This is a genomic window from Pseudoxanthomonas sp. Root630 (genome assembly GCF_001427585.1).
In the GTDB taxonomy this organism is placed as follows: Bacteria; Pseudomonadota; Gammaproteobacteria; order Xanthomonadales; family Xanthomonadaceae; genus Pseudoxanthomonas_A.
Window position 1 is genome coordinate 148,174 of sequence record NZ_LMGY01000001.1, and the last position, 12,050, is coordinate 160,223.

The 12,050-nt window shown below is 67.3% G+C and carries 11 protein-coding genes; 3 read left to right on the top strand and 8 right to left on the bottom strand.

Annotation, left to right across the window (positions count from 1 at the left end; all coding sequences use genetic code 11):
• Position 1: 1 nt before the first annotated feature.
• The 4 genes from ASD72_RS00680 to ASD72_RS21350 all read right to left on the bottom strand — a co-directional run bounded on the left by ASD72_RS00680 (position 2) and on the right by ASD72_RS21350 (position 4,907).
• Positions 2-1,588: a sulfotransferase gene (locus ASD72_RS00680; protein WP_056878051.1), complete on the bottom strand. Its 1,587-nt coding sequence runs from the start codon at positions 1,586-1,588 to the stop codon at positions 2-4.
• Between the two features lie 142 nt (positions 1,589-1,730).
• On the bottom strand, positions 1,731-2,594 hold the full coding sequence (locus ASD72_RS00685; protein ID WP_056878457.1) for a hypothetical protein: 864 nt from the start codon (positions 2,592-2,594) through the stop codon (positions 1,731-1,733).
• A gap of 118 nt (positions 2,595-2,712) precedes the next feature.
• The gene (locus ASD72_RS00690; protein ID WP_056878052.1) at positions 2,713-3,603 is read right to left on the bottom strand and encodes an Hsp33 family molecular chaperone HslO; all 891 of its coding nucleotides are present in this window, start codon (positions 3,601-3,603) and stop codon (positions 2,713-2,715) included.
• On the bottom strand, positions 3,600-4,907 hold the full coding sequence (locus tag ASD72_RS21350; RefSeq protein WP_056878053.1) for an aspartyl/asparaginyl beta-hydroxylase domain-containing protein: 1,308 nt from the start codon (positions 4,905-4,907) through the stop codon (positions 3,600-3,602). The genes ASD72_RS00690 and ASD72_RS21350 overlap by 4 nt, the downstream gene beginning before the upstream one ends.
• Before the next feature lie 80 nt (positions 4,908-4,987).
• On the opposite strand from ASD72_RS21350, the gene mtgA reads away from it, so the two are divergent.
• From mtgA to ASD72_RS00710, 3 genes are read left to right on the top strand one after another with little or no spacing between them, the layout of a single operon-like run.
• On the top strand, positions 4,988-5,752 hold the full coding sequence (gene mtgA / locus ASD72_RS00700; RefSeq protein WP_056878054.1) for a monofunctional biosynthetic peptidoglycan transglycosylase: 765 nt from the start codon (positions 4,988-4,990) through the stop codon (positions 5,750-5,752).
• A 4-nt stretch (positions 5,753-5,756) separates the two neighbouring features.
• On the top strand, positions 5,757-6,788 hold the full coding sequence (locus ASD72_RS00705; RefSeq protein WP_056878055.1) for a glycosyltransferase family 2 protein: 1,032 nt from the start codon (positions 5,757-5,759) through the stop codon (positions 6,786-6,788).
• Complete coding sequence (locus tag ASD72_RS00710) at positions 6,748-7,176, top strand: CBS domain-containing protein (RefSeq protein WP_056878056.1); 429 nt, start codon at positions 6,748-6,750, stop codon at positions 7,174-7,176. The genes ASD72_RS00705 and ASD72_RS00710 overlap by 41 nt, the downstream gene beginning before the upstream one ends.
• 9 nt (positions 7,177-7,185) lie before the next feature.
• Here ASD72_RS00710 and ASD72_RS00715 read toward each other — a convergent pair whose 3' ends face one another.
• The 4 genes from ASD72_RS00715 to ASD72_RS00730 all read right to left on the bottom strand — a co-directional run bounded on the left by ASD72_RS00715 (position 7,186) and on the right by ASD72_RS00730 (position 12,007).
• Positions 7,186-9,132: an AsmA family protein gene (locus tag ASD72_RS00715; protein WP_056878057.1), complete on the bottom strand. Its 1,947-nt coding sequence runs from the start codon at positions 9,130-9,132 to the stop codon at positions 7,186-7,188.
• A gap of 97 nt (positions 9,133-9,229) precedes the next feature.
• Positions 9,230-9,907, bottom strand: a complete 678-nt coding sequence (locus ASD72_RS00720; RefSeq protein WP_056878058.1) for a hemolysin III family protein — start codon at positions 9,905-9,907, stop codon at positions 9,230-9,232.
• A gap of 110 nt (positions 9,908-10,017) precedes the next feature.
• Positions 10,018-10,260 (bottom strand): hypothetical protein, encoded by a 243-nt coding sequence (locus ASD72_RS00725; protein WP_139188020.1) that lies wholly within the window; start codon positions 10,258-10,260, stop codon positions 10,018-10,020.
• 130 nt (positions 10,261-10,390) lie between these two features.
• On the bottom strand, positions 10,391-12,007 hold the full coding sequence (locus tag ASD72_RS00730) for a peptide chain release factor 3 (RefSeq protein ID WP_056878060.1): 1,617 nt from the start codon (positions 12,005-12,007) through the stop codon (positions 10,391-10,393).
• Positions 12,008-12,050: the final 43 nt, after the last annotated feature.

Here is a 12,050-nt window from a genome sequence, read left to right on the forward strand (position 1 = left end):
GTCAGGTTGACGGAGGTTGGCCGGCCCAGGTCTGCCTGCGGGCATGCCTGAGCGCGTCCCCAAGCGGCGCCAGATAAGTGGCGTAAGGCGCCCAGCGTGGCTTCTCCAGCGCTACGACGCCCTGGCGGACCTGTACGGCGCTCGCGGTGGTGACGCCGCGGTTGCTGGCTTCCAGGGCGAGCATGCCGGGCTCGAAATCCAATCCGCAGAATGTCGACGCGGCATGCAGCGTGGTTTCCGGGTCGCGGGTGAGCGCGGTATACGACACGTCGTGGATGCGTCCCGGGAACGCCTTGTGCCAGTGCGCCATCAGGCCTTCGTAGGCTGCGAAGAAGGCCGCCAGTTCGCCTTGGCTGTAGGAGTACTGGTTGGTGTTGTCGGAGAACAGTTCGCGCAGGTTGGAGAAGCAGCTCTCCATGGGGTCGCGGACCATGTGCAGGATCTTCGCTTGCGGCAGGGCCTGGCAGATGAAGCCGATGTTGAGGAAGTTCGAAGGCAGCTTGTCGACGAAGTAGGGCTCCTCGCCGCAACGCCAGGCCACCGACTCCAGGTAACCCCTGCCCACGGCCGCGTAGTCGACGTCGGGGGCACGATCGACGACCGTCTCGTCCACCACGCCTTTGCACCAGTGATCCGTCGCCAGGCGCATCTGCGCAGTGAACTCGTAGAGTTCGCCCAGGCCCCGGACGCGGGAGTGGCCGTCCAGGAACTGTTCCAGCAACGTGGTCCCGGACCGGTGCATCCCCACGATGAAGATAGGGGTGCGCGCGCCTGGCTCGCTGGGCGCGGATGGCCTGACGGGCATGGCGCGGAGCTTGGCGAACAGGTGTTCGGTATCTTCCGCTGAGTAGTTGACCTGGCTGCGCTTCGCGCGGCAAGCCATGTCGAGGGCCTTGGTCGCGCCTTCGTAGTCGCCCAGGTCGTCCAGTTCCTTGTGCAGCGCGTACGCCAGGAAAGCCGTGTTCGCCGGGTTGTGCCCGGAGAGCGAAATCTGCTTGCGCAGGGCCTCCACGTGATTCGCATCCGGACGCTGCTTGCGCAGTCGGGACAAGGTCCACCAGCCGAACCCGATCTCGGGTACGCGCCGCATGCAATCGTCCATCTCGCGCTCCGCTTCGTCGAAGCGGCCGAGGAACACCAGCGTATGCGCGCGCGTCAGTTTGAGCTCGATCGCCTCGGGCGCCAGTGCGAGGCCCTTGTCGAGCGCCCGCAGCGCGCGTTCGGGTTGGTTCAACTGGTTGAGTACCGTGCCGAGGGCGTCGTACACAGGGGGCGTGATGCCGGGCATGCCTTCGAGCGCATCGATCAACGCCATGGCTTCGCCGCCCAGGTTGAATGCCTGCAGGCGCCGCAGGAGGAAGGCAGCGCCAACGGATTCCTCACCCGAGCGACTCGCCAGGGCTTTCAGGGCGTACTCCCGTGCCAGGCGATAGCGGCCGCTGAGGCCTTCAAGGCGCGATGCCTGCAGGAGCGCTGCGGTGTTCTGCGGTCGTGCGGCGAGGATCGATGCGTTGATCTTGCGGGCTTCCGCGAGATTGCCCGATTCGATCTGTTTCTTGGCCGCATTGAGCCGGTCCGCAACTTTCATCTGCAAGGCGTCTGTCGTTTGTCGAGGACGCTAGTGTAGAGGCCGCGCCGTTTTCAGGGGAGCGCAGGCAGCAGGGAACGGTGCGGGGATGATGCGAACACGTCGGCGCGATGCGCGACGGACACCGCCGGAAAACGCGGCGTCAGAGATCCTGCTCGTACCGGACGTAGGGCACGGTGCCCTCGTCCGCATTCTCGTTGGTGAGCGAGAAGGGATTCTTGCCGCGGGTGATGACGTTTTCCGCGCCCACGGTGAGCTGGCCGCTCCACGGCGTGCGCCAGGTCACGCCGAGACCCAGGCCTTCCCACTTGCCGGGCTGGCCCGGGACGTCGACGACGCGGCCGATGATGTTGGCGCTGAAGGGACCGTAGCCGCCACCGACCGTCAGGCTGCGCGTATTCCACCGGTCGGCGAAGGCCGGCACATCCGACACCGGCACCAGGGTGGCCTTGGCCACGGCGCCGCCGATCGACACGAAACCTTCGCGACCGATGTTCTTCTGCCCGAATACGGCCAGGTCGTTCTGTTCGATGCGGCCTGCAGCACGGCCGGAGGACAGCCAGGCCGGCAGCGTGTCGCGACCGGTGCCCGCCGACAGGCCCAGCTTGCCGCCGGGACGGCTCAGGACCGCCGACGCGCCGACACGCTGGCTGTCGGTGTCGTCATCGTCGTCGCCGAGCGTGGCGAGCATGCAATGGCTGGCGAGGTTGCCGATATTGCCCACCACGCCGGCCTTGCGGTTGCAGACCAGGCCCAGGGCATCGCCGCTGTCCAGGCCGAAGGCGGTGGTCAGTGTGTTGCGGCCCAAGCGCCAGCGGGCGCCGGCCTCGGCCTGGCCGGTGGGCTCAAGCAGCAGGACCGCCTCGACCTTGCCGTCGTTGTTCCAGATGGGGAGGGCCGTGGCCTGGGGATCGGCGGCCTTGCGTGCCGGCGCCTTCTGCGCATACGCATCCACCGCCACGCCGGAGGCGAGCAGCAGGGCAAGCGACAGTGTCAGGCTACGCAGGTTCATGGCTCGCTTCAGACTCCTAGGACGACCTGGAGTTCCCCTCCCGAAGGGGAACTGATGCTATGCCGTTTATGTTTCTTTAACAAGTCCCCGGGGCGGTGGCCCGACGGCCGGCTCACTGCAACCGGCCGGGCGCTTCCACATCGACCGGCGGCAGGCTGAAAAGTTCCGAGATCTGCGCAGGCGTGAACCGGTACTCCTGCCCACAAAACTCGCAACGGACTTCCGCCATGCCATCGGCCAGTGCGGCCGTCGCCTCTTCCTCCCCCAACGATTGCAGCATGCTCGCAACGCGTTCGCGGGAACAAGAACATCCGAAGCGAACTGGGCGCTCGGTCAGGATTTGCGGCGACTCCTCGTGGAACAGGCGATGCAGCAGCTCCCGCGTGGGGACGGCCAGGAGCTCGGGCTCGCGGAGGGTGTCGAACAGGGCGCCGGCCCGGTTCCAACCGTCCGCATCGCCCTCGTCGCCGGGCAGCTTCTGCAGCATCAGGCCGCTGGCGCGCCCTTCGTCCACCGCCAGCAGCAAGCGGGTCGGGAGTTGCTCGGATTGGCGGAAGTAGTCTTCGAATGCCTCGGCCAGCCGGCTGGATTGCAGGCCGACCAGGCTCTGGTAGCGCTGGGGTTCGCGCGGGTCCAGGCCGGGATTCTCGATGGTGATGGCCAGCAGGGCGTCCTCGCCGAGGTCGCGCAGGTCGCGGGGGGCATCGAGTCCGTCCTGGAGTTGGGCGATGCCGCGGACCGTGCCGGCGGCGGTGCACTCGGCGAAAAGCGTACGCAGGGCGCCCTGGCTGCGGAGCTGGATCGACAGCCGGCCATCGACCTTGGTGTGCCCCGTGAACAACGCCGAGGCGGCCGTCGCTTCGCCGAGCAGTTCGCGGGCGGCGGTGGGGTAGGGGACGCGGCCGGCCACTGCCTGCCAGGTGTCGTCCAGGCGGACCGCCACGCCGCGGACGCCGGCGGCAGGCAGCAGGAAGCGGGTCAGGGTATCGAGGTCGCTGCTCACAGTTCTCCGAGGTCGGCGCCTTCGCCGTAGTAGGCCATGATGCCTTCCACGGTATGGGCGACCAGCCGCCTTTCCAAGTCGGTCAGCATCGGATGCCAGACGTCGAAGATGAGGACGACGCGCAGTTGGTCGCTGAAGTTCCATGCCTCGTGTTCGATGGTGTCGTCGAACATCACCAGCTTGCCGGGCTGCCAGACGTGCGTTTCCTCGCCTACCCGCAGGGCGCAGTCGCGGGGAATGATCAAGGGAAGGTGCACCGTCAGCCGCGTGTTGGTCGCGCCGTTGTGCGGGGGGATGTGGGTGCCTGGTTTCAGGGCCGAAAAGAAGGCGACGGGTGCACGGCCTGCGACCGAGTTGAGGGGCGCATGTTCGAGCAGGACGGCTTCGGTGCGCGGACACAGGTCCGCCTGGGCATCGATGCGCTGGCCGTTCTTCCAGAGGAAGTAGGCGCCCCAGTCCAGGGTGCGATCAAGGGCGGCGAACTGTCCCTTGGGCTGTCCTTCCTGGGTCTGCACGTAGGGCACGAAATCGCGCTGCTGCTCCAGCAACGCGTTGAGTTCGCGCAACACCTCGGGAAACGCGGCTTCCACCTTCGGGACCCAGTCATAGTCCTCCGGGTGGAAGAACGGAATGGCGGGCAGGCGGGGGAACGGGAGCATCAGGGGGCGTGCGGTGACGAAGCTGCGCCGCCCGGTGATGATGTCGAGGCAATGGTTGAAGCGTTCCAGTTCGCGATGGCCCCGCCGCTCCGTCAGACCGTTCAGGCGATCCTGCAGGAATGCCCTCAACTGCCCCTCGTTCTCCCGCACCGAGGCGCTGGCCTGCTGGATGAGCGGTTGCAGGTGCGGCGACTGGCGTGCGGCTTCCGGCATGTAGGCCAGCGCGCTGCCCCAGGCTTTCGACGCCTCGCGGTGGCGGCCGGCCGACTCCAGCAGCCGGGCTTTTTCCATGTGCGGGCCCCAGGACGTGGGCTCCGCACGGATCGCGTGGTCGATCGCGCCCAGGGCCGCGAGCGTGTCGCCGCGCTGGGAGTGGATGCGGGAAAGGTTCGCGTGGGCGATCGCCATTCCCGGGGCGTGGAGAATCGCCCGCTCCAGTAAACCCTGCGCCTCGTCTATGCTGCCTCGAGCAAGGCGGTAGGCGCCCAGGCTGTTCAGTGCGGGCGCGCAGTCGGGCGCGATCTCGATGGCCCGGCGCCAGCAGTCGGCGGCGCGGTCCTGCTGGCCTTGTTGCACCCATTGCGCGCCCTGTTCCAGCAGCTGGGCGACGGCCTGGGGCAGGGTTGCCTGCGGTGATGTATTCATCGGCAGCGGGACTTTGCGGTGGTCTAAAGCCAGAATAACGATAAATGAACGAGCCGTTCGCGTAACCTTAATTACTAAACATGGTCAACGTCCACCCGCCTACTCGCCGCCGCCGCTGGTTCCGCTGGTTGCTGGCGCTCCCGTTCCTGTTCGCCGCCGCCAGCATCCTGCAGGTGGCGGTGCTTCGTTTCGTCGATCCTCCGTTCACGGCGTTCATGGCCGCCCGCCAGATCGAGGCATTGGGCGAGGGCGAATGGGGGTTCCGGCTGGCGCACGACTGGCGCGACCTGGACCAGATGGCGGCGAGCCTGCCGGTCTCGCTGGTGGCGGCCGAAGACCAGAACTTCGCCGTGCACCATGGCTTCGACCTGGCCGCCATCGAGAAGGCGCAGGCCCACAACAAGCGGATGACCGCGCGCGCCGAGAAGCGGGGGCGGCCGGCCACGCGACTGCGCGGCGCCAGCACCATCAGCCAGCAAGTCGCGAAGAACCTGTTCCTGTGGCAAGGCCAGAACCGGGTGTCGCGCTGGGCACGCAAGGGCCTGGAGGTCTGGTACACGCTGCTGATCGAGACGCTGTGGCCGAAATCGCGCATCCTTGAGGTGTACGCCAACGTGGCCGAATTCGGCGATGGCGTGTACGGCGGCCAGGCGGCCGCGGTGCGCTTCTGCAACAAGGATGCGGCGCGCCTGACGCCCGCCGAAAGCGCCCGCCTGGCGGCGGTGTTGCCGGCGCCCCGGCGCTACAACGCTGCGAACCCCGGCCCCTATGTGCAACGCCGCGCACGCTGGATCCAGCGGCAGGTGGGCCAACTGGGCGGCAAGGCATATCTGGAGGCTCTGTAAGACGATGGCCGCGCCCCTGCTGACGGTGGTGATCGCCGCCTACAACGAAGCCCAGGCGATCCCATTGCTGCAGCCGCGTCTGGCGGCGGCGCTGGACGGTCTGCCCGGCATCGATGGCCGCGTGCTGTACGTCGATGACGGCAGCCACGATGGCACCTGGACGGTGCTGCAGACGCTGGTGGCAGCCGATCCACGCGTATCCGCGTTACGGCTGTCGCGCAACTTCGGCAAGGAAGCGGCGCTGACCGCAGGCCTGGATCGCGTGCGGGAAGGGGCTGCGCTGATCCTGGATGCCGACGGGCAGGATCCGCCCGAGCTGATCGGCGAGTTCGTGCGGCAGTGGCAGGCCGGCTACGACAACGTACATGGCACGCGCGTGGAGCGCGACGGGGAAAGCTGGATCAAGCGGAGCACCGCGCATGCGTTCTACCGCGTGATCGGACGCCTTTCCAAAACGCCGATCCCCGCCGACACCGGCGACTTCCGGCTGCTGTCCCCGCGCGCATTGGCGGCGCTGCGCGAACTGCGCGAACGCCATCGTTTCATGAAGGGGCTGTTCGGCTGGGTCGGTTTCAACCAGGTCGCCGTGCCCTACCACCGCGAAGCACGGGTGGCGGGGCGGAGCAGCTTCGGATTCTGGAAGCTGTGGAACTTCGCCCTCGAAGGCATCACCAGCTTCTCCACCGCTCCACTCCGCATGGCGACCTATGTCGGCGTGATGACGGCGGTGCTGGCGTTCGCGTTCGCGATCTGGGTGGTGCTCAAGGCGTTGCTCTGGGGCGACCCGGTCGCGGGCTGGCCGACGATGATGACGGTGATCCTGTTCCTGGGCGGCATGCAGCTGGTCGCGCTGGGACTGATCGGCGAGTATCTGGGACGCTTGTACGAAGAGTCCAAGCAACGGCCGCTGTACCTGGTGGATGCGTGGCAACCGGGGGCGGCAGGAGTATCCTTGCCCGCATCGGATCGCCCCGCTCCCCACCCCGGAGATCGCCATGCGCACGGTTCGTCATTTGCTGGGGTCCAAGACCCCTGAAGTCTTCGCGGTATCGCCCGACGCCTCCGTCCTGGAGGCCATCAAGCTGATGGCCGAGAAAGGCGTGGGTGCCGTCCTCGCCATGCAGGGGCCGCGGCTGTGCGGCATCGTGTCCGAGCGCGACTACGCGCGGAAGGTCGTGCTGCAGGGGCGCTCGTCGGCCAACACGCCGGTGCGCGACATCATGACCGCGAAGGTGGTCACCGTCCGTCCCGACGACACGGTCGACCACTGCATGCAGGTCGTCACCACGCACCGCATCCGCCATCTGCCGGTGAGCGAGGGCGATGCCATCGTCGGCGTGATCTCGATCGGCGACCTGGTCAAGGCGGTGATCGAAGACCAGCAGGTGGAACTCGACCAGTTGCAGCGTTACATCGCAGGCTGAGCCGCCAGGCTACCTGGCGTACTGCCCGCCGCAGCCGCTGTCTTCGCCCGGCCCCACCTCGATCGTCGCCAGCAGCGCCGCGGGCGGGGTGATGCTGGCCAGCACGAGCGCCGTCGCGCCGCGCAGGCCCAGGCGCTTGAAGTCCGGCCGGAACGACGGGTCCTTGAACGTACCGCCGATCACCAGCGGCGAGCGCAGCGCGAGGATGCTGCGGTCCTTCGGCCGCGGCTTCAGTTCGAGGTCGAGCGCTTCTTCCTTCAGGCTGATCCGGCCTTTGCCCACGATGATCGTGTCGGTGGTATCGAAGGCCAGCGTGCGCGTCTGCATCACGCCGTCCTTCACGCCGAAATCCCCGAAGGCGCAGCGCACTGCGACGGTACGGTCCTTGGTCAGCAGGAACTTCAGCGCTTCCGCGATATCCAGGCCGGCGAGCTCCATCAGCAGATTGCTGACCTGGCCACGTCCCATGCCGAGCGCGATGTCGCCGTTCGCGCTGCCCAGGAGGGCGGCGATCGAATTGCCCGTGCCGGTCAGCGACACGTTGCCGCCGATGCGGCCGATGGCGCTCTGCGTCAGCTGCGCGGTGGGGAACAGCTTGCCCAGGTCGAGGCCTCGCACAGCGATGTCGGCGCGCGTGCGGATCACGTCGCTGCGTGCGTCCATGCGGATCGTCGAACGGATGTCGCCCTGCGCCACGCCGAAGTTCAGCGGTTCCAGGCGCAGCAGGCCGGCGTCGAGCAGCAGGTGCGCGTCCATGTCGTCGATGGGCAGCTTCGGCGCATTGATGCGGTGCGCCTTCCAGCGCACGTCGGCGTCCATCGCGCGCAGCTTGGTCAGGTCGTAGGGCGTGTCGGGCAGCACGCGCGCATCGACGGCGAGTTCGGCGGCTTCCTGGCGTTGTTCCGCATTGCTCGCTTCCGCGCCGCCGGTTTGCGGTGGGGCGCCGACGAAGCCGGCCAGGTCATCGAAGTCCAGGCGCTTGGACACCAGGTCGGCTTTCAGCAGCGGACGCTCACGACCGACGGTAACGCTGGCCGAACCGCCCAGGTCGCTATCGCCGACGATGCCGTTGAAGTCGTCGTAGTGCCAGGTGTTGCCGTCGCGGGTGAAGCGGCCGTCCAGCCGGTACGGTGGCGAAGAGGGCGTCGCCACGCCGATCAGCGGGAACAGGTCCTCCAGGTTCTGGCCCGCCAGCATCAGCCCCAGGTCGAAATCGCGCAGCCGGAACGGATCGAGCAACGTGCCGCGCGCATGCGCCCGCGTCGCTCCCGCGGTCGCACGAAGATCGATGCGATAGGGCTTGTCCGTCTGACGCAGGGCGAGCGGTGATTCGACCCGGCCGGCCACGGTAAAGGCATTGCCGGCCCAGCGGCCCTTGCCCTTCACGTCCACCGGCGGTGACGCGGCACCGTCGCCAGTGACGCTGTCCAGCTGGATGTCGAGATCGGTACGCCGCTTGGGATCGGCGAACACCAGTCGCCCCTCCTCGATCCACAAACCGTCATAACGAAGGCGGCTCTCACCCGTGTTGTCGCCGAAGACCCAGTTGCCGGTGCCGTCGGGGCCGAATTCGAGGCGCACCCGCGGTCGCGTCAGGCGGATGGCGGTCAGGCGCGTCTCCCGACTGAAAATCAGCGGCCACACTTCCACGCTCAATTCCGCGCGATCCGCCACGGCCATCGCCGGCGTCTTCGACCACGCAGCGTTGCCGAAGCTCAGGGCGTCGGCGCGGATCGTGGTCACGCGGCCGAGGTCGACATCGAGATTGCCGCCGATGTCGAATGCGCGCCCGGTCTTCCAGGTCACGACGCGTTCGATCGGGCCGCGCAACCAGTTCCATTCGAAGAACAGCGCACCGACGACGATGAGGGCAGAGAGCACGCCGAGCACCACGGCACGCGACCGCGAGAGCGGGCGCAGGGCGAAACGGCGGCGGGGACGGGGCGCGTCGTTCATGGCCCCATGGTTGGGACCCGCGTGTTTACATGCCGCGAAACCGGCCGGCCGCGGTTCATGTGCGGGACATGAACCTCGCGACGGTTTCACATGCGCGTCAGAGCACCTGCTTGGTCACCGCGACGAAGTGGCAGACGCTGCCGCCGATCACGAACAGGTGCCAGATCGCGTGCGAGTAGCGGATCGATTCGCGGTGATAGAAGAACGTGCCCAGCGTGTAGAACAGACCGCCGGCGAACAGCCAGCCCAGCGTCCATCCATCGATCGACTGGAGCATCGGTTTGATCGCCACCACCACCAGCCAGCCCATCGCGATGTAGATGGCCGTGGACAGCAACTTGAAGCGGCCGGTGTAGAACAGCTTGAAGATCACGCCGGCGATGGCCAGCGTCCAGATCGCCGCGAACAGGCCCCATCCCCACGGTCCGCGCAGCCCGATCAGGGTGAAGGGCGTGTAGGTGCCGGCGATCAGCAGGTAGATGGCGCAGTGGTCGAAGACCTTCAGCCGCCCCTTGGCCACCGGATGCTGGATGGCGTGGTACAGCGTGGAGGCCGTGTAGAGCAGCAGCAGGGTGATGCCGAAGACGATCGAGGCGCCCAGCTGCCAGCCGTCGCCGTAGATCGCCGCCAGGGTAATCAGGACCGCGCCGCCAGCGAGGGCGGCGACTGCGCCCAGTCCGTGCGTCAGGGCACTGGCGATCTCGTCGCGCAGGTCGACGAGATGGTCGGCCCGCTTGCGCGCGCGCAGGGAATTGAACGAGGAGGATCGGCTCATGCACTCACGTTACCGCAATGCAGCACGGGGTGCATGACCCGGACTGCCGTTGGTCAGCGGCGGGAGGGCTTCCGGCATGGCCGGCGCCCTCCGCCGCGCGGGACGGCGGGTCAGATCGCCGCGGCCCCGCTCATCGCCGCCATGTCCGGGCGGAAAACGATGCAGACCGCCAGGCCGACCAGGAACAGGATCAGCGGCACCTTGTTCTCGGCGAAGTTCTTGATGCCGTAGTAGATCGTGTAGAAGCCGCAGATGAAGCACAGGATCGCCGCGACCGCGCCGTCCTTCTTGGCGGCGTTGACGGTCATCCAGATGGCGCCCACCAGCAGCAGCAATGCCCCTAGAAAATACATCCCTGATCTCCCCGAATGTGGCCGCCGGATGGCGGCCCGGGAAGCGTAGCGGATCGGCGTGACGGGAGGAATCGGGGGCGCGGCGCCGTTCCGGGCGTAACCGACGAAACGCCGGCCACGCCCCGGCCTGTCAGCCGAGATCGATGCTGTGCGCGTGTTCGCGGGTGGCCAGGAACTGCACGTCCGGCGCGCGTTCCTGGGCCAGCTGCAGGTTGACCCGCGTCGGCGCCAGGTAGACCAGCTGGCCGGCCGCGTCCAGCGACAGGTTCATGGCGTTCTTGTCGCGGAACTCCTCCAGCTTCTTCGCATCGTTGCAGCGGATCCAGCGGGCCGTGGCCACGCTGACGTTCTCGAACGAGGCGTCCACGCCGTATTCGTCCTTCAGCCGGTAGGCCACCACGTCGAACTGCAGCACACCCACCGCGCCCAGGATCAGATCGTTGCTCATCAGCGGGCGGAAGAACTGGGTGGCCCCTTCTTCGCTCAGCTGCGCCAGGCCCTTCTGTAGCTGCTTGAGCTTGAGCGGATCGCGCAGGCGCGCGCGGCGGAACAGTTCCGGCGCGAAGTTCGGGATGCCGGTGAACGACAGCGCCTCGCCCTCGGTGAAAGTGTCGCCGATGGAGATGGTGCCGTGGTTGTGGATGCCGATCACGTCGCCGGGATAGGCTTCAGCGGCGATTTCGCGATCGCTGGCCATGAAGGTCAGCGCGTTCGCCAGCTTCATCTCCTTGCCGGTGCGCACGTGGAAGGTCTTCATGCCGGCCTCGAAGCGGCCCGAGCACACGCGCATGAACGCCACGCGATCGCGGTGCTGCGGGTCCATGTTGGCCTGGATCTTGAAGACGAAGCCGGTGAGTTTGTTTTCGTCAGGCTCCACCTCGCGGCCGGTGGTCTCGCGCGCCTGCGGCGGCGGCGCGTGCTCGACGAAGAAGTCCAACAGCGGCTGCACGCCGAAGTTGTTGACGCCCGAGCCGAAGAACACCGGCGTCTGCTTGCCGTCGAGATAGGCCTGCTTGTCGAAGGAATGGCTGGCGCCCTGCACCAGTTCCAGTTCGTCGCGCAGTTGCGCCAGCATGTCCGCCCCGATCTTCTCGACCAGGCCAGGGGCATCCAGCGAGGGGAAGATCGTCGAATCCTGGCGGGTGAAATTGCGGCCTGGCTCGTACAGGTGCACTTCACCGGTGAGCAGGTGGACCACGCCCTTCAGCCGCTGGCCCATGCCGATCGGCCAGGTGACGGGCGCGCACTGGATGCCCAGCACGCTCTCCACTTCATCCAGCAGGTCGATCGGGTCCTTGCCCTCGCGGTCCAGCTTGTTGATGAAGGTCATGATGGGCGTGTCGCGCAGGCGACAGACTTCCATCAGCTTGATCGTGCGTTCTTCCACGCCCTTGGCCACGTCGATGACCATCAGCGCGCTGTCGACCGCGGTCAGCACGCGGTAGGTGTCCTCGCCGAAGTCGGCGTGGCCCGGCGTATCGAGCAGGTTGACGATCTTGCCCTCGTACGGGAACTGCATCACCGACGAGGTCACCGAGATGCCGCGCTCCTTTTCCAGCGCCATCCAGTCCGAGGTCGCATGGCGCGCGGCCTTGCGGCCCTTCACCGAACCGGCCATCTGGATCGCACCGCCGAACAGCAGCAGCTTTTCCGTCAGCGTGGTCTTGCCCGCGTCAGGGTGGGAAATGATGGCGAAGGTGCGGCGACGGGTGGCTTCGTTGGCCACGACGCTGTTCGGATCGGACATGGGGCGGGCGCCCGGGCGGGCGCGGAAGATGCGGGAAGGGCGC

What these genes read in the sequence shown, in the direction of transcription:
- ASD72_RS00705 (WP_056878055.1), top strand. Translation starts at nt 5,757, where the DNA reads ATGGCCGCGCCCCTGCTGACGGTGGTGATCGCCGCCTACAACGAAGCC.
- mtgA (WP_056878054.1), top strand. Translation starts at nt 4,988, where the DNA reads ATGGTCAACGTCCACCCGCCTACTCGCCGCCGCCGCTGGTTCCGCTGG.
- ASD72_RS00725 (WP_139188020.1), bottom strand. Translation starts at nt 10,260, where the DNA reads ATGTATTTTCTAGGGGCATTGCTGCTGCTGGTGGGCGCCATCTGGATG.
- ASD72_RS00710 (WP_056878056.1), top strand. Translation starts at nt 6,748, where the DNA reads ATGCGCACGGTTCGTCATTTGCTGGGGTCCAAGACCCCTGAAGTCTTC.
- ASD72_RS00730 (WP_056878060.1), bottom strand. Translation starts at nt 12,007, where the DNA reads ATGTCCGATCCGAACAGCGTCGTGGCCAACGAAGCCACCCGTCGCCGC.
- ASD72_RS00715 (WP_056878057.1), bottom strand. Translation starts at nt 9,132, where the DNA reads ATGAACGACGCGCCCCGTCCCCGCCGCCGTTTCGCCCTGCGCCCGCTC.
- ASD72_RS00720 (WP_056878058.1), bottom strand. Translation starts at nt 9,907, where the DNA reads ATGAGCCGATCCTCCTCGTTCAATTCCCTGCGCGCGCGCAAGCGGGCC.
- ASD72_RS00680 (WP_056878051.1), bottom strand. Translation starts at nt 1,588, where the DNA reads ATGAAAGTTGCGGACCGGCTCAATGCGGCCAAGAAACAGATCGAATCG.
- ASD72_RS21350 (WP_056878053.1), bottom strand. Translation starts at nt 4,907, where the DNA reads ATGAATACATCACCGCAGGCAACCCTGCCCCAGGCCGTCGCCCAGCTG.